This is a genomic window from Lysinibacillus sp. BS3 (assembly GCF_039614735.1).
Taxonomy (GTDB): domain Bacteria; phylum Bacillota; class Bacilli; order Bacillales_A; family Planococcaceae; genus Lysinibacillus; species Lysinibacillus capsici.
Map to the genome: position 1 here is coordinate 474,405 of NZ_CP154860.1, position 16,013 is coordinate 490,417.

Sequence of the window (16,013 nt, forward strand, 5' to 3'; positions counted from 1 at the left end):
ATTTTCTAAGATCCAAAAGCGAAAACAAGATCCGTCTCGCAAACTATTTCTCCATCTACCATTGCAATCCCTCTGCCTTTCCCAACAGCGCCCTTCTCACGCGTAATCTCCACTTCTAGATGTAGCTGATCACCAGGCTTTACTTGCTTTTTAAAGCGACAATGATCGATTCCTGCCAATAAACCTAATCTTCCCTCATTCCCAGCCTTTGTCAGCATAATCACTGCACTAACCTGTGCTAATGCTTCAACAATTAGCACACCTGGCATCACAGGATACTGTGGAAAATGACCTTTAAAAAACTCTTCATTAATCGTTACATTTTTCAACCCCACTGCGCGCTTGCCCTCTTCTAACTCCACAATACGGTCTACCAAAAGAAATGGATATCGGTGTGGCAAAATAGCTTGTAATTGTTGACTTGTTAACATATGAATTCCTCCAACGTATTTTTTATAATCTTATTCTAACACTAAATATTAGTACTAGGTAATAAAATTTAATAAGTATTATTCATTAGTTTTCTGAATTATTTTTCATTATTTTTTCAATATTTCTTTATCGACAGCCACACAATAGCTAGAATATAATATTCCATGCATTCACCCTAGAATGATTAGTTTATTAGAATAGGATGGTTTCGCATGTTATCTTTTATCGCAATAGTTCTTTTATTATTTTTAATTCCAGGTCCTGCAGTTATTATTACCATTACACAAACATTAAAAAGCGGAAAAAAGAATGGTATTTATACAGCTTTAGGTATCGGTCTTGGTGACTTGGTTCATACATTAGCGGCTGTTTTAGGTCTCTCTGCTATTTTAATGAAATCAGCCACTGCCTTTGAAGTGGTGAAATATATTGGCGTGGCATACCTTGTTTACTTAGGCATTCAGATGCTCCTCACAAAGCCAAAGAAAATTGAGCAACCGACTGTTGAACAAAGTCCTGCTAGTACTTCATTCCGTCAAGGCTTTTTAGCAGAAATCCTCAATCCAAAGACGGCACTGTTTTTCCTAGCCTTCCTACCGCAATTTGTTCAGCATAACGAGCAATCTGTCACAAGCCAATTGCTAACACTCGGTATAACATTTGTCGTGATGAGTGCTTTATATACAATCCTACTCGCAGTAATTACAAGCTTCATTGGCGAAAAAATCTTTACAAAAACAAGCGGTAGCTCACGCTGGCTCGAAAAGACAGTTGGCTTCGTTTATATCGGTCTCGGTGTCCGTTTAGCATTACAGACACAAATTAGATAAATTGGAGAAGAACACAAAAAGTGTTCTTCTTTTTTTGCAGGAAAATGGAGTTTTAATAGCCAATAATATTAAAAAGGAGGGTTACATTTGAATCAACGTCAAGAAAATCTATTTCAGCAGCTAGCCAATTATCGTGGCGAGCTGCTTCACTTACTCGAGCATGTATCAGAAGAAAAAGCGAACATCATCCCAGCTGGATTTCATAATAATATTCGCTGGAATATGGGTCATGTTTATCTCGATCAATATTTATGGATAGAGGCATTAACAAAGGAAAAGGATATAGATTTAGAAGCTCTCAAGAAATGGTTTGGCTTTGGTACATCGCCAAAGCATTTTGACGACGAAACGCCATCCTTCGAGGAATTAAAGAAGTATTTAGCTCAGCAGCCTGAACAATTAAAGGAACAGTATGGCCATCGATTGTCAGAGGAATTCCCTCCTATTGATATGGGTATGCAAACCATTGAACAAGTACTGTTACGCACCATCTTTCATGAAGGTATGCATTTACAAGCGATTTTAACCATTTATCGATGCCTAAACGAAGCAACAGACCGAGTTTGATACTGGGTCTGTTGTTCTTGTTTTAATAGAACAAAAATCTTTACATAACTCATGCTTTTCACCCGTCCTTTTCATCACGCGATATGCATTTGTTTTTTGGTATCCTTTCCGTTCAAAAAATGGTCCCGCTGTAAGACCAGCATCCGTGTAAATATGTGTTAGACCAAGCTTTTTTGCGTCTGCTTCTATTCCCTTGTCCCTGAAAATCCTTATGTGACATGAAGGCTGATCCAAATTTGTCAATTCGATGATGCTCCCTTGCGACATAGGTCTTATTATTTCTTAAAGACTGTTGCCAAAGCCGCTACTTTAAATGGTTGCATTGCTAACGGTGCACAAGCCTACAATTTGGCCTGTGAATACCTATGTACAGTTCCGTAAAATAATTACAAAATTTCTTCCAAGCCATCGTCGTGAGCGTTTGTAAAATTGAGTTCTTCTCACCATCTATATGCCAATAATAGTTATTTATATAAAAATATAGCAAGCTTATAGATCCCTATAATCTATAAGCTTTTGTTCTACTGTTTCGGTGTATTGGCTGTCAGCGGATTTGCATTGGCTACTAATTGTACAGGCGTAGTTGTTTGTTGAAAGCTATCCTTTTGTCCTTGATTCGATTTTCCGTAGCCTTTCATCACAGCAAATAATGCTGCACCAACAATGCCCCATGTCAAAAACTTCATTTAAAAAACCTCCTTTCAGCATTAGTATTCGAGAACAAATACAGATTATACACTGTCAAAAAGTTGCTAATAGCGGTGGTGATTTTGTGTTTTATTTCAACTTCTTTACTTTGATATCTAGCAACACGATGGTTTTAATCTAAATGACACACTGCGAAATCAAGTCCAAAATATTGATGATGATACACAACCTTTTCCAGCCAAAAGAAAAAATAGTAAAGTTTTTATTATATACATAAGAATATTATGGTAAAATTTCCGATGGTGGTAAGTGTTAAAGTATAAGGAGGTTATATACCATGAAAAAATTTTTTACAGGGCTATTTTTAACATCTACATTATTTGTAGCAACACCTGCTGATGCCGCAACGACACAAATCAAAATCGACGATGTTGTGGTAAAATCTGATACAGCACCCGAGCAAAAAAACAATCGAACAATGGTGCCATTACGAGTGATCAGTGAAAATCTTGGTGCGCAAGTTCATTGGCAGGATTCACAAATCACCCTTTCAATGGATCAAACAACCATTAAATTGAATCTTAATAACCGAACAGTCATTAAAAATGGTCAAAAAGAGCAATTGGATGTACAACCATACATGAAAAACAATCGCACCTATGTACCAATTCGCTTTATTGCTGAAACATTCGGCAGCCAAGTGCATTATAATGATGGCACAGTGAATATTACGACTGAACCATTGCTAATTGAAGATGAAAAAATCAAGGTACTACGCTATGAATACCATATGACAATGGGTGGTGTCATTCAGGACATCAAGGGCAATGCCTATCACCAAGCACTTTTCAAAATTTTCCAAGAAAAGAAAGGCGACAAAGTAGAGGCTCCGAAAGATTATTATTGGCACCTCAATCTAGAAACTCCTGGATCTTATTACAAGCTTGGTCAATTTGATTTTATGAGCCATGATCAAAACAGTGTTCGACAATATGATATCTATACATTAAATCAACCTTTCCCAGAGGAATTATTACAAGGCTATCCTGAGTATTTACTCCATGATTTCGATGGCGATAACTGGTATATTTTCTCTGAGCAAGCAGTGAAGTCAATACAGCAACTGATTAATAGTGCATATAATAATGGCTTTAGCAAAATAATTAGTAATACAGTCGCTTAAAAAAATTTTTAATGGCAGCTATACACAACATATTCTGTAAAAAGATGTGCAAAATATTCATATCAACGATTGATTGATGGAGGTTTGCCTCATGCAGAAATTCCTATCATTAAGTATAGCGCTACTATTCCTTTTATCTGCTTGTTCGTCGGAAGAAGCTCCGCCCAGCGAGGAAGCAGAAGCCAAAGAACAGACCGTAAATGCGCAGCCAAAAGAAAATCTAAACGTTTTGAACGATGATCAAGGTTGGGTAATGGCTGAGTAATGAGAAAAGCGTGTTTGATAAAAAATATCAAACACGCTTTTCTACACTATTTTTGTATAATCTGAATAAGGTTGCCACATGTATCATTAAAAACTGCTATTGTGACTTCTCCCGCTTTTGTCGGCTTAAGTGTAAATTCAACGCCTTTCTCCAATAAACGGCTATACTCCTTTTCTAAATCAGCAACTCCAAACATTGTTGCTGGAATGCCTTCAGCGAAAATCCTCCTTTGATAGTCCTTTGCTGCAGGATGCTCATCTGGCTCAAGTAATAGCTCAGTGCCCTCTAAATCATCAGGCGACACAAGCGTTAGCCATCTATGTTTTCCTACTGGGACATCCTCCTTTTTTACAAACCCTAGCTTTTCCATATAAAATGCCAGTGCCTTTTCCTGATCTTGTACAAAGATACTGTTGACAATAATATTCAATTGCTTTTCCTCCTTTTAAGTCGTTTAAGAAGCATCCTTCACACGTAAACTTTATTCTACCCATCCTTTCAGTAAATCTTTAAGTGGTTCCTTATTGAAAAGAATGACTCTATATTTTCCCTTTCGCTGTGATAGGACGAGTCCAGCACTCTCTAAGACAGACAGATGCTTAGCAATCCCCTGCCTCGAAATGGAAAGTTCATGTTTCATTAGAAGACGCACCGTCAATTCATACAACGTCATCTCATCACACTCAGCCAGTTCATCTAATATAAGTCTCCGAGTCGAGTCCCCTAGTGCTTTAAAAACAGCGTCTTTATCCCAATTCATAGCTTGATTATAGGCAACTCTATGGTTGCATGTCAACTATAAGCAACTTGTGGGTTGTATGATTTTTGTACGTGTGGTCTCCTTATTTGAACAGGGTGAATCTTTAGGAGCGGGGCTCTACTCATTTAGAGTGGTAACTAACTTTTTAGGACGACTTTATACTCGTTTAAAGCGGCTGCTTACCTATCATGAGTAAAAAACAGCAAGCCTGAGTTAGCTTACTCAGACTTGCTGTTTTTCTTCGATCGGTAACACTGTAGAATATTTAATTTCTCGTAAGGATAAATTCGTTTGAATTCTAGAAACGCCAAGCTTATTTAATTTTCGAATAAATTGATTTAAGTCTTGGCGGTCTCGAATTACGACCTTTAACAAATAATCATAGGCACCTGTTAAGCAATGACATTCCAAAATTTCGGTCATTGTTTTCAAGCTGTTTTCTAACTCCTCTATTTCCTTCTCCTGATGAATATTTGTGCTCATAAATATATAGCACAATAAATCAAACCCTAGTTTCTCCTGATTTAAAATTGCGACTTGTTGATCAATATAGCCTTCATTTTCTAGACGTTTCACCCTTGTATGGGTTGCTGGTGGGGACAAATTCACCCGTCTAGCTAATTCCGCATTGCTAATCTGAACCTCTCGCTGCAAAATCGCTAATAATTGCAGATCGACATTATCTAATCCTTTATTTTTTATATCCTCCATTGTTTTCTCCTCTTTTGATTATTTTTAGACAAGGAAGTTTTTAATGCGATTTCAAAATATTATTTTGATATTCATTAAATAACTTTCGATTATTTTGATTTTATTCAATTATACAAAATATTATACTGATAAATCACTAATAGTGCTATGATTCTTATTATACATAAAAGCAAAAGGAGTGTACCTATACTGTGGTTAAATTTTATATGGGCTTAATGCTTGTCACGAGCTTACTATGGGGAGGCAATTTTGTTGTGGCTAAGACGCTAGTGGCTCATGCCTCTCCAATGACCTTAACGTTGGTCAGATGGCTGATCGCAGTGATCGTCCTGCTACCGTTAGTTTGGTGGAAAGAGAAGAGATTGGTTCCTGCTAAAGCCGCTCTTGTGCCATTATTCCTGATGGGCATTACAGGTGTTGCCTTATTTAATATATTTCAATTTTTAGCGTTGGAACGAACAACATCCACGAATGCTGGTCTTATTTCTACAATGAATACCATGTCCATCGCCCTTTTTTCCTTCGCCTTTCTGAAAGAAAAAATAAATGGCTGGCAACTTCTGGCGATGGTACTCTCTTTAATTGGTGTTTTTCTTGTCCTTTCGAAAGGAGATTGGCAGCTGTTATGGCACTTCCAATTGAATACAGGAGATTTATGGATGGTGGCAGCCGTTTGCGTATGGGGACTTTATTCTGTATGTAGTAAGTGGGCTATGCAAACAACCTCTCCGTTAATGGCGACATTGTATGCAGGTTTGTTTGGGGTACTCATCCTAGTCCCATTCACGATTACGGATTTTACCTTCTCCGAAATCGACTCCTCTTTCATCCTTTCGCTTCTTTATACAGGGGTCATCTCTACAGTAGTTTGTATGGTATTTTGGAATATTGGCGTTCAACAATTAGGTGCCACCACCTCTGGTATTTTTCTAAACTTTAATCCTATTTTTACAGCATTGCTCGCCTTTTTATTTATCGGTGAACAGCTAAGCTGGCTGCAAGGCATTGGGGGAATCATCGTGATTTTGGGATGCTACTTATTCACACATTTTAAAACGAAGACGCCTCAGGCTGTGCTCTAAATTTCTATTTTTCAAACTTGCAAATAATAAAAGATGCATTCCCCCTCTTAAAACTCATCGAGAGGCAATGCATCTAATGATGTAGATGTTTTTTTGCTACTACCACAAATGAAACACCGTTCCTTCGTGAAGCTTGCTTGTCATACGTAAACCTTGCCCATAATGGTGTTGCAATCTTATATGGATATTGATTACTGCTGGATGAGCGTTCTTGAGGCTGCAGTAGTTTTGCCAATTGTCTTCATCCATTCCAACGATTATCCGCTTCGGTGATTTCGAGATGGGTATCAAAATTGATAATACGAATATGTATCGTTCCCCCGTCAGAACGCTTTAACATTCCATGCTTTAATGCATTTTCAATTAATGGCTGGTTAGTCATTGATGGGATGAGGACAGTTGTCTCCGACTCTAGTTGCCATACAACCTGAATACGCTTGCCAAAACGCTCCTACTGTATATAGAGGTAGACTTGAACCAACCTAAGTTCATTTTCTAGTGGAACAAGTGCTTCCACATTTTGAAAATTACAGGACTCTCTTAAAAAATCTCAATGCCTCTACTAATTTACTTGTCCGCTCACTATTTAATTCACTAAACCCGACAGGAAGTGGGTCTTTTTAATGACGGTCCTTTTTTGGCTGAAAAAGCAAACCAGTATTCATGTCTATCCACACATCTACAAAATCTGAACAATCAAAAAATTGAGTGAGATTAACCCTAGACTACAGGTATAATGAAAGAAAAACCAAAATTGATTGGAGATGCCATGAAAATTCGATTAGAAACATTAACACAGGGTGATTTTGAAAACTTATATGCATTTGAGGTTAAAAATAGGGCCTATTTTGAAAAAACAGTCCCAAGTCGAGGGGATGACTATTACGAATTACCAAATTTCATAAGAAAAAATGACATGCTTTTAGAGGAGCAAGCACAACAGCAATCCTATTTCTATCTAATAAAAAATGAACTTGAAGAAATTATAGGAAGAATCAATGTAATCGATATTAATAAGGATCAACGATTAGGCCATATCGGTTATAGAGTAGGACAAGAATTTAGTGGGAAAGGGGTTGCCCATACAGCCTTAGAATTAGTATTAGACCTTATGCGCCAGCAAGGCATGCTCATCATTGATGCACAAACAACAACGAACAATATAGCCTCTCAAAAAGTATTAGAAAAAAATGGTTTTAAACAATTGGATAGAAGCGGAGAATCATTTGAAATGAATGGTCAAAACTTCACTTTTACTTATTACCGGTGGATTAATTCCTAGGATGATCTGACAAACCGTATTGTCAGATCATCCAATTTAAAAGAATGTGCCTAATCTAATGAGACCTCTTTAATCGCTGTTTTCAATTCCTCTAAACTCTTAATCATTTGCAGTAAAGAATGATATTCAGCTGCATTCAAGTGATCACCATGCACTGTTATGTATCTTTTTATGCTACTTTCCATTGTTTGAATCTCTAGCATAGCATTATACTGAACGTCAGGTTCTTGGTGTCTACTCTTTTCTCTATTTTGTTGGTTTGGATTTTGGGGCACTGCGGTTTGATAGCTCCTTTAACATCTTGTATACCTCCATAGATATACATATTTTGCATGACAAATTACTAATAACGAAGGGTAATTATAGTATAATAGTTACCTTTTTATCCCTTTATAATTGTAAAAATACAATTATCGAAGCCTATTTTATAATATAGCACTCTACAAATTCTATACAACGCAAAAAAATCAAAATGAGCACCTAGCCATCTTGATTTTTTGCAGGTGGAAGCCAATAACTTTCACACCTTTTGTGGTGGAATAATGCCTGTTACAAGTAAAATAAAGAATACCAATCCAATAAGGAAAAATATCAGTGACGCTATAAATACGGGCCCAAGTTTAACCTTGAACCGTTCTCGCTCATGAATGATCCCTGTTTGTGCACTCACTTGGGATGTATAAAGCCTTGACATCGCTCCACCGCTACTCGAAAAGTAAAACGTTCCTAAGGTAAAGGCAATGCCCGTGAAAAACATCACTTCGATAAATCGCACAGAGAATATTGTGGCAACCCAGTACGTCAACGATATTTCTACAATCCATGCAATGATGATAATAATCATGTGTTTCCGTGGCATTAAAGGAGCCCCTTCCTTTTTTCTTTAGCTACTTCTACGCATCTTTTTAGAAAAAGTTTCATTTTTCTAAATATATTGTCTATAAGACTTATTCTGTTCTTAGAGATCATCAATCAATTGTATTAATTGTTGTTGAGTGAGTTCGCCTTTCACGCTGTGCTGTAATTTTCCTTCTTTATCAAAGATAAAGGTACTAGGATAATTCACCACTTCAAACGTTTTCTGTAGTACTCCCTCTTCGTCTAGGAAGATAGGAAATGATAAATCATAGGTATCCTTAAATGCTGCTGCCTTCTTATAGCTATCATAGGCTGTGGCATTGATGGCTAGCAGCTCGACATCCTTTGATTTTTGTTGATAGAATGCCTCTAGTTCAGGTGCTTCCTTTTGACAAGGTCCACACCAGGACGCCCAAAAATTCACTACTACTATTTTGCCCTTATATGCCTCAAACGTTGTGGAGGATTGATCTAGCTTTGTTAAAGCAGTTTCATAATTAATTTGTTTGGTGCCATCCTCCAAAACAGTCATTGATGGTGTAAGAGATGCTTGGAAAAAAACATTTTTTAATGCCACACCAATAAAGATTGCTATGATAAGTGCAGAGATAATGAAACTTATTTTTTTACGATTCATACTAACTCTCCTTTTAAAATATACAAATATTTGTATATTTTACCATACTATCAACTAACAGAATATGAACTTTTTATAAAAAATAGCCCCTACTCTAAAAGTAAGGGCTACTCTTTCTTACGTGAATGATGTTTTATTTTTATAGGCAATCACACTTACGAGAAGTAGCATACTAGCTGAAAGGAAAAAAACAACTCGTATCCCATACCATTCTGACAACATGCCCATCATTAAAGATGAAAGGCCGAATACCCCTGTTACAATGACATTCAACGATGTATACACCGTTGGTAATTTCTCCTTTGAGACACTTGTTTGAATGATGGTTTGCTGTGGAATGTTTTTTAATTGCCCACATAAGCCAATCAGCAAAGAACAGAGTAAAGCCATCAATGGTGTGATACTAACCGCAAAGAATAATGTAAAAATAGCGGACAACAGCGCACCTCCACTTATGAACATAGCTTTCTTACGCTCAATAAATTTGGTCCATTTTAAACAAATCATACTCCCTATAATCATGCCAATAAAAAAAATGCCGTTGAGATAACCCCACCATTGAGAAGAAGCCTGCAATGCTTCTTCTACAAAAACAAGTAAAATCGCTGCGACCCACACTGCACCTGCCATTGATTCCAGTAAATCCATTCGTGCAGCTACCTTTAGTACAGGTGTTTGATGGATGGATTGCCACCCCTGCATAAATAACACCCATTTCTTTTTTTGTGGACGTTCCATACGTGCCACATCTGGTAAAAGCTTTAAAAGCAATGTTGCCATGAAAAAAAGGACGACAACGCCCCATATAAGCTGTGATGGTGTAAAGAGAAGCAGCAAGGAACTGCCAACAAACCAAGAACCCACCTGAATGGATTGGATAACCGTTTCTGCAATACTATTTGCTCGCAATAAATCCTTTTCTTCCACATAATGAGGCAGCAAGGATTGACGAATAGGATTGGCACAACCATCCAAAAACGCAACCATCCCAATCAATAAAAACACAAAGCCAATCATCGGCTGGTCGCCTACCCATTGTACATACAAGGCAAGGCCCAAAATGACAGCGGTTTTAAAGCCTTGAGAAATAGTTAGCAGTTGATTCAACGACACTTTTGTCGTAATAAGAGGTGTTAGCAAACTGGAAATCAACATACAAGTAGTAATAATAAACGGTACGAAGGAAGTAGCAATCGCTGAGTTGGTGAAACGATAAATTATACTAATCACGCTTACTATATAGAGAATATCACCAATATCCGCTAAAGATTGACCTGTCAATAAAAGTGAAAAAGATCGGTTTTTAAACACGTTTTATCCCCCAAAATTAAGATTTTATTTTTTCTTGGGAGATTTTTAAATTGGACGAACCTGCATGTCTGAACTCCTTTTTACGCCTAGTTGAAAAAACGATGGGGGATTTCATTTTTTTCAAATTTCTATGCGTGATTTTGATTAAATTTCATGAAAATTCTAAAGTATTTACCTTATTTTAGCATTACTTCCACTTTGTTGCCAGCACGCAAAAAGACCAGGTGTTCTCAAAAAATTTGAGCCCTGGTCTTTTTGTGAAAAGTGAAACCTACTAGTTTGCTTTAGTGTTTTGTATTCTACTAGTATAGTAGTCGTGCCAGCTTGGCAAAGGTTACACATTTTTGAAGAAAAATTCACGAAACTTATTTTTCTAGTTTTAAGTTGTTCGCCTTCAAAAATGAATTGATAGAGACTCGGTTAATGCCTGGTTGAATGGGGCAACTTTCGACATACGCTTTGGCTTCACCTATTATAGTTTTTATGAATTTAAGCTACTGCTCACATTTTCCTTACAATATAATGCTACGGACAATGAATCAAGCTATCCTATTATTTCACAAACAGTTTTGATATTTCTTCAGGTGGATATGGTTTGGTTAAGTATTTTTTAATTTGAAATTGGTCCACCATTTCTTTTACCTCATCTAATGCTGAGGATATAATAATCGGTATCTCTTTTGTATGCTCTCTTTCCCTTAGTGCACGGACTAAATCCCAGCCGCTCATTTCTTCGCCCAGCATTATGTCAATCACAATACCAAGTAAAGGCGTATTGAGTGTATCTTCAAAAGCTTTTTTTGGGTCATGATGATGAATCACGGTAAAGCCCTTGCTTTTTAGCTCTTCAGACAACAGTAGAGCTAAGCTTAAGTCATCCTCAACAAGCATAATGTTTAAGCCGTTGCTATCCTCCATTACATCCTCTTCATCGAAGGTGATAGTGTTATTTGCGAGTGGTAAAGTAAAGTACACAGTAGTACCTTGTCCCTCTTCTGACTCTATCCATATTTCTCCCTCATGCTTTAAGATGATTTCTCTACAAATGGAAAGACCCAGTCCAGTTCCTCCTATTTTACGTCTTAAACTATTATCGATTCGTTTGAATTTTTGGAACAACTGAGCAATATCCTGTTTAGATATGCCAATCCCCTCATCTTTTATACTCACTTGGATGCTATTATTTTTGTTTTCTAACAAAATCTCCACATCCCCACCTTGTGGAGAAAATTTAATCGCATTTCCTATTAAATTAATAAATAATTGGACGAGCCTATCTTGATCTGCATTAACATAGACCTCTCTTGCCTTATCAATTAGATGGACATTATGCTTTTGCTCATGTCGGAAGCGATTGACAATTTCAAAGGCTATTTCATTTAATTGTAGTGTCTCCATGTTATATTGCTGCTTGCCTGACTCCATTCGCTGTAAATCCAAGAAGTCATTTATAAGATTGGTTAGTCGTACCGCTTCTCTATGAATTGTATCGATATATTTATTTTGTCGTTCGGGTTTTATATTTTTCGTTAACAGAAGCTCTGTAAAGCCAAGTACGCTCGATAAAGGCGTTCGCAGTTCATGACTTACCGTACTCACTAATTCGGATTTCATTTGATCTACTTCATATTCTCTTGTAATATCACGATGCACAAAAATTGTGCCTACTTTTTCCTGTCCATCAAAAAGACAAGTTGCATACACCTCGACAAAGATTTCATGTTCAGCCGTCATACAATAGCGGCATTTTCGTGTCTCCTCAAAGCTCTCCATAATAGATGCCTCTAAAAATTCAATTAATTCATCAGGTTGGGCACTACATTTTTGAAAATGCTGTAGCCAATCCTTTTTAGGGATACTTGTTTCTGTTGTCAAGTTAAGGAGGTTGACAATACCACATAGCGCTCTATTGATAAGAACGGTATCGCCTGTAGCAGAAACTAACTGGATTCCTTCGTTGACATTATCAATAATCGTTTGATTTAACGTCCTCGATTTTTCTACCTCTTCATACATAAGAATACGTTCAAATGCGATGGACACACGATTTAATAGTCCGTTTAAACTATCTATATCCCGATCATTATGGGGATGCCCCTCTCGTGTCGCCATTAAAATAGCGACTAGCTCTCGTTTAGAATTAAACACGGAAGAATACAAGTCATAGGCATAATAAGACTCTTGTGCAATTCCTTTTTCATTTGCTGTCAATTGACGTGTAATAACAAAGGATTTTTCCTGCTTTAATCGTGCTTGTTTATCCATGTCAAAATTTTCAACTAGGGCTGCAGCAGATTGGTGTGATAAACCTTTTGTCGCATAAACATTGCCCTCCATCCAATACAGCACACTCGTATCATATTGATAAATGTCGTTTAAATAATTATGGAGATTATCGATTAGTTTCTGTTTATTTAACGTAAAGGTTAGTACATGATTTAATTGATTATACTTTTCTAAATAATTTAATGAATTTTGTAATTGTAGCTGATTTTCTTGAAGCTCGTCCTGCTGCGCTAAAAGCTCCTCATTTTGAGTGGTCAGTACCTCTTCCTTATCCTGAATGGAGAGTATCATTTTAAGAAATGAGTTCGCTAGAATGCCTAACTCATCCTCCTTTTGTACAAGATTACCTAAATCAATGGATTTCCCTGACGCCAAAGCGTTTGTCGCAAGTGTTAATTGTTCAATTGGTCGAATCATATTATTCAGCACTCTTCGTAAAATGACCCCAACAAATAGTAAAATGAGACCGCTAATCATGAGCGAAATAAAAGTAAATAATTGCCCCTGCTCCACTGTCTTGCTAAAAATTTGGTTTAAGGAGTGGTCTGTTTTTTTCTTATAGGATTTTGTATAGGCAATAAATTTATTGACAAGGTCATTTGCGCCACTATTCGAAAGCTCTCGCAAAGCCTCATAATCCCCCATCTTCGCAAAGCTTAACCCTTTTGGGAGAGTAACCGTTTTATAATTATAATGAAAATCAACTAGCTCATTATAGAGCCCTCGTTCTTCTTCCGTTAAATCCAGTTGCGAAAACTTCTGTAATAGAACTTCGAAATTCTCCAAATTTTCATACAATAGCTTTAATTCCTGCTCATTTTGAAAGGCATAGTAGCCCCTTGCTCGAAAAAATATGCCATTAAAATTTTCTTCCAATTCATCCACAAGCATTGATTTTTCATACATTTGCTCTCTCTTCTGCTGTAAGGCATTTTGACTTGCATTGACTACGACAAGAAAAGCAGCAATGATGATTAAAAAGCTAACAACTAGAAAAAGCAGCATTTTAAAGAATTGGCTGCGTATACTTTTATTCAGCAAGGGTGTCGACTTAATCATTTAAGATGTCCTCCACCAGGTTCATTAGCTTAATGGGACTAAACGGTTTGGACATAAAGTAATCTGCCCCTAAATCAAATACCTTTTGACGATCACTTTCCTGTGATTTTGCTGTCAGCATGAGAATAGGCATCGACATTTTAATCTCTTGTGGGAGAAGCTCGATCACCTCAATTCCTGTTAAATTCGGCATCATATAGTCGAGTATCATTAAATCATAGGAGCTTTCCATCATTTTTTTTAGGGCTTCTTCGCCATCCTCTGCCTCATCAATATCAAATTCTAAATCTTCTAATGTTTCACGTATTAACATGCGTAATATTTCTTCATCATCTACTACTAAAATTCTAGCCATCCTGTCTTTTTCTCCCTTTCCCATTAAAGAAACATTTGATGAATTAAACGAACAATACGTTCTGATACTTCAGCCACATTAAACGGCTTCACAATATAATCATCCGCCCCATTAATGAAAGCCTTCATGACGTATTCCTCCCCCACACGTGAAGTTAGCATGGAGACGATTACATTACTTGAAGCATGCTGCTCTCTTATCTTACTCAGCACCTCGATGCCGTCCATTTGCGGCAATATCCAATCTAATAAGATAATGTATTTGCATGCAGGGTCATACCAATTGGATTCCAGAAAACTAATGCCATCAGGAAATGATAATGTTTCAATCCTATAATCGTCATTTTCCTCCAAATGCTTAAAATGATTGGTAATCAGATCACGAATAATATACACATCATCAATGACAACGATCTTAATTTTCACCTTTCTTTTCTCCACAGCAGCTACGTTATCAAAGATGATCGTTTGATTTCTCCCTAATTGCTTGGCCGTATAAAGTGCTTGATCTGCCTCTTCTAGCATCTTTTTAGGATGTAAATTGGTAGAAGTGGCTTCCGCAATTCCACTCGAAAATGTAACATGGAAGCTAGTTCCATTTGCTGTAAATGTCTTTTTCTCCATGGAGGTACGAAGTTTTTCAATAAAAATAAATGCCTCTTTTTTAGTTGTACGAGGCATTAAAATTACAAATTCTTCTCCACCATAGCGACAAGCAATTTCTTCAGCTCCTTTTAGCTCCTTCACCAATGAAGCGAAACCCTTAAGCACCTCATCCCCCACTAGGTGACCATATGTATCATTTACTTTTTTAAAATAATCTAAATCGATCATCGCAATTGAAAAATGTTCTTTGTGTTGCTGATGGTGTTTAATGAAAAGCTTCATTTGCGATTCCATAAATTTACGATTATAAATTTGGGTTAATTCGTCAATGACGATAGCCTGTTCTAATTCTCTTTTATAGGCTAAGCGATTGGAAACATAAGCGATTAATAGCTCTTCATCAATGGGCTTTGCCATAAAATCCATGGCACCCATCTCCAATGTGCGAATACGATTTTCTTTACAATCATTACTACTAATCACTGTCACAAACATGAGCTCTTTTTTCGTCTTTTTAATATTGTCTAAAATAGAAAAGCCATTAGAATCTGGAAGCATGATATCTAGAAATACGATGGATGGTTGCAATTCATAAATTAACGCTAATCCTCGTTTACCATTATGAGCTGCAATGACAGAGTAGCCCTTTTTCTCTAAAACATTTTTTAAATAGGAAATAAATACAACATCATCATCTATTATCAGAATAAAATCTTGTTTTGCTGGATTTTTAATGATGGTTGTAGGATGTTCCATATATTGTGTCATTGAATCATTTTCTTTATAAAAATGGACGCTTTCAATAAATGGAGCAAGAAACTTTTTCCATTCTGATTGGGTCCATTGCTTGTTACTGTCTTCATTCAAAAGCTCTAGCTTTTCACGAGCAATCGACGTTAATTCATGTAAACCGATTGATCCAGCGGTGCCTTTTAACGTATGTAAAAATGAATAGAGCTCGTCTTCTCTAACAAAGTCACTATTATCCCATTTTTGTAAATTTTCACATATACGTGTATAAACCATTCGGTGATATTTAGCTGTTTCCATCCTATTTCTCTCCAATCAATCATACTTCTATAAATTATAACTTACTATTTTGTAAAAACCACGGCAGATTTTGAACGTTTATTGTAATGAAT

At 36.7% G+C, this 16,013-nt stretch carries 19 protein-coding genes; 6 read left to right on the forward strand and 13 right to left on the reverse strand.

The features are described from left to right. Window positions 1-5: 5 nt before the first annotated feature. The gene (gene fabZ / locus AAJG31_RS02395; RefSeq protein WP_279494953.1) at window positions 6-431 is read right to left on the reverse strand and encodes a 3-hydroxyacyl-ACP dehydratase FabZ; all 426 of its coding nucleotides are present in this window, start codon (window positions 429-431) and stop codon (window positions 6-8) included. Between the two features lie 213 nt (window positions 432-644). On the opposite strand from fabZ, the gene AAJG31_RS02400 reads away from it, so the two are divergent. Together AAJG31_RS02400 and AAJG31_RS02405 are read left to right on the forward strand one after the other, a co-directional pair. After that, complete coding sequence (locus AAJG31_RS02400) at window positions 645-1,262, forward strand: LysE family translocator (RefSeq protein ID WP_279494952.1); 618 nt, start codon at window positions 645-647, stop codon at window positions 1,260-1,262. Between the two features lie 87 nt (window positions 1,263-1,349). Then, complete coding sequence (locus AAJG31_RS02405) at window positions 1,350-1,829, forward strand: DinB family protein (RefSeq protein WP_279494951.1); 480 nt, start codon at window positions 1,350-1,352, stop codon at window positions 1,827-1,829. 521 nt (window positions 1,830-2,350) lie between these two features. Here AAJG31_RS02405 and AAJG31_RS02410 read toward each other — a convergent pair. Next, window positions 2,351-2,515 carry a hypothetical protein gene (locus tag AAJG31_RS02410; protein WP_004230164.1) on the reverse strand — a complete coding sequence of 55 codons (165 nt, stop codon included), beginning with the start codon at window positions 2,513-2,515 and terminating at the stop codon, window positions 2,351-2,353. 299 nt (window positions 2,516-2,814) lie between these two features. On the opposite strand from AAJG31_RS02410, the gene AAJG31_RS02415 reads away from it, so the two are divergent. Beyond that, a complete protein-coding gene (locus tag AAJG31_RS02415) occupies window positions 2,815-3,660 on the forward strand; it encodes a copper amine oxidase N-terminal domain-containing protein (RefSeq protein ID WP_048392936.1) in 846 nt (281 codons plus the stop codon). 91 nt (window positions 3,661-3,751) lie between these two features. Further along, complete coding sequence (locus AAJG31_RS02420; RefSeq protein ID WP_197078723.1) at window positions 3,752-3,925, forward strand: hypothetical protein; 174 nt, start codon at window positions 3,752-3,754, stop codon at window positions 3,923-3,925. A gap of 46 nt (window positions 3,926-3,971) precedes the next feature. Here AAJG31_RS02420 and AAJG31_RS02425 read toward each other — a convergent pair whose 3' ends face one another. From AAJG31_RS02425 to AAJG31_RS02435, 3 genes are all read right to left on the reverse strand, one after another. Further along, the gene (locus AAJG31_RS02425) at window positions 3,972-4,355 is read right to left on the reverse strand and encodes a VOC family protein (RefSeq protein ID WP_048392938.1); all 384 of its coding nucleotides are present in this window, start codon (window positions 4,353-4,355) and stop codon (window positions 3,972-3,974) included. Between the two features lie 51 nt (window positions 4,356-4,406). Next, a complete protein-coding gene (locus tag AAJG31_RS02430; RefSeq protein WP_054548639.1) occupies window positions 4,407-4,685 on the reverse strand; it encodes a metalloregulator ArsR/SmtB family transcription factor in 279 nt (92 codons plus the stop codon). Between the two features lie 222 nt (window positions 4,686-4,907). Next, the gene (locus AAJG31_RS02435) at window positions 4,908-5,396 is read right to left on the reverse strand and encodes an Lrp/AsnC family transcriptional regulator (protein WP_259950722.1); all 489 of its coding nucleotides are present in this window, start codon (window positions 5,394-5,396) and stop codon (window positions 4,908-4,910) included. Between the two features lie 206 nt (window positions 5,397-5,602). On the opposite strand from AAJG31_RS02435, the gene AAJG31_RS02440 reads away from it, so the two are divergent. Continuing rightward, window positions 5,603-6,478, forward strand: a complete 876-nt coding sequence (locus AAJG31_RS02440; RefSeq protein ID WP_259950771.1) for a DMT family transporter — start codon at window positions 5,603-5,605, stop codon at window positions 6,476-6,478. A gap of 73 nt (window positions 6,479-6,551) precedes the next feature. On the opposite strand, the gene AAJG31_RS02445 is transcribed toward AAJG31_RS02440, so the two are convergent. Then, on the reverse strand, window positions 6,552-6,713 hold the full coding sequence (locus AAJG31_RS02445) for a hypothetical protein (RefSeq protein ID WP_279494946.1): 162 nt from the start codon (window positions 6,711-6,713) through the stop codon (window positions 6,552-6,554). Between the two features lie 534 nt (window positions 6,714-7,247). Here AAJG31_RS02445 and AAJG31_RS02450 point away from each other — a divergent pair. Beyond that, complete coding sequence (locus tag AAJG31_RS02450) at window positions 7,248-7,760, forward strand: GNAT family N-acetyltransferase (RefSeq protein WP_279496330.1); 513 nt, start codon at window positions 7,248-7,250, stop codon at window positions 7,758-7,760. 50 nt (window positions 7,761-7,810) lie between these two features. On the opposite strand, the gene AAJG31_RS02455 is transcribed toward AAJG31_RS02450, so the two are convergent. The 7 genes from AAJG31_RS02455 to AAJG31_RS02485 all read right to left on the reverse strand — a co-directional run bounded on the left by AAJG31_RS02455 (window position 7,811) and on the right by AAJG31_RS02485 (window position 15,921). Continuing rightward, window positions 7,811-8,035, reverse strand: coding sequence for a hypothetical protein (locus tag AAJG31_RS02455; protein ID WP_281216475.1), 225 nt, complete (start codon window positions 8,033-8,035; stop codon window positions 7,811-7,813). 245 nt (window positions 8,036-8,280) lie between these two features. After that, window positions 8,281-8,619 (reverse strand): hypothetical protein, encoded by a 339-nt coding sequence (locus tag AAJG31_RS02460; RefSeq protein ID WP_048392945.1) that lies wholly within the window; start codon window positions 8,617-8,619, stop codon window positions 8,281-8,283. A gap of 99 nt (window positions 8,620-8,718) precedes the next feature. Continuing rightward, window positions 8,719-9,255: a TlpA disulfide reductase family protein gene (locus AAJG31_RS02465; RefSeq protein ID WP_279494939.1), complete on the reverse strand. Its 537-nt coding sequence runs from the start codon at window positions 9,253-9,255 to the stop codon at window positions 8,719-8,721. Between the two features lie 117 nt (window positions 9,256-9,372). Continuing rightward, a complete protein-coding gene (locus AAJG31_RS02470) occupies window positions 9,373-10,566 on the reverse strand; it encodes an MFS transporter (RefSeq protein WP_279494936.1) in 1,194 nt (397 codons plus the stop codon). Window positions 10,567-11,118: 552 nt separating this feature from the next. Further along, entirely contained in the window at window positions 11,119-13,911 is a 2,793-nt protein-coding gene (locus AAJG31_RS02475; RefSeq protein WP_279494934.1) for an ATP-binding protein, read from the reverse strand. Beyond that, window positions 13,904-14,266, reverse strand: a complete 363-nt coding sequence (locus AAJG31_RS02480) for a response regulator (protein ID WP_048392951.1) — start codon at window positions 14,264-14,266, stop codon at window positions 13,904-13,906. The genes AAJG31_RS02475 and AAJG31_RS02480 overlap by 8 nt, the downstream gene beginning before the upstream one ends. 23 nt (window positions 14,267-14,289) lie before the next feature. Continuing rightward, window positions 14,290-15,921 carry a diguanylate cyclase gene (locus AAJG31_RS02485; RefSeq protein ID WP_279494929.1) on the reverse strand — a complete coding sequence of 544 codons (1,632 nt, stop codon included), beginning with the start codon at window positions 15,919-15,921 and terminating at the stop codon, window positions 14,290-14,292. Window positions 15,922-16,013: the final 92 nt, after the last annotated feature.

Coding starts and splice junctions, on each gene's coding strand:
- AAJG31_RS02485 (WP_279494929.1), bottom strand. CDS start 15,921: ATGGAAACAGCTAAATATCACCGAATGGTTTATACACGTATATGTGAA.
- AAJG31_RS02450 (WP_279496330.1), top strand. CDS start 7,248: ATGAAAATTCGATTAGAAACATTAACACAGGGTGATTTTGAAAACTTA.
- AAJG31_RS02415 (WP_048392936.1), top strand. CDS start 2,815: ATGAAAAAATTTTTTACAGGGCTATTTTTAACATCTACATTATTTGTA.
- AAJG31_RS02400 (WP_279494952.1), top strand. CDS start 645: ATGTTATCTTTTATCGCAATAGTTCTTTTATTATTTTTAATTCCAGGT.
- AAJG31_RS02430 (WP_054548639.1), bottom strand. CDS start 4,685: ATGAATTGGGATAAAGACGCTGTTTTTAAAGCACTAGGGGACTCGACT.
- AAJG31_RS02480 (WP_048392951.1), bottom strand. CDS start 14,266: ATGGCTAGAATTTTAGTAGTAGATGATGAAGAAATATTACGCATGTTA.
- AAJG31_RS02475 (WP_279494934.1), bottom strand. CDS start 13,911: ATGATTAAGTCGACACCCTTGCTGAATAAAAGTATACGCAGCCAATTC.
- AAJG31_RS02410 (WP_004230164.1), bottom strand. CDS start 2,515: ATGAAGTTTTTGACATGGGGCATTGTTGGTGCAGCATTATTTGCTGTG.
- AAJG31_RS02440 (WP_259950771.1), top strand. CDS start 5,603: ATGGGCTTAATGCTTGTCACGAGCTTACTATGGGGAGGCAATTTTGTT.
- AAJG31_RS02460 (WP_048392945.1), bottom strand. CDS start 8,619: ATGCCACGGAAACACATGATTATTATCATCATTGCATGGATTGTAGAA.
- fabZ (WP_279494953.1), bottom strand. CDS start 431: ATGTTAACAAGTCAACAATTACAAGCTATTTTGCCACACCGATATCCA.
- AAJG31_RS02435 (WP_259950722.1), bottom strand. CDS start 5,396: ATGGAGGATATAAAAAATAAAGGATTAGATAATGTCGATCTGCAATTA.
- AAJG31_RS02465 (WP_279494939.1), bottom strand. CDS start 9,255: ATGAATCGTAAAAAAATAAGTTTCATTATCTCTGCACTTATCATAGCA.
- AAJG31_RS02420 (WP_197078723.1), top strand. CDS start 3,752: ATGCAGAAATTCCTATCATTAAGTATAGCGCTACTATTCCTTTTATCT.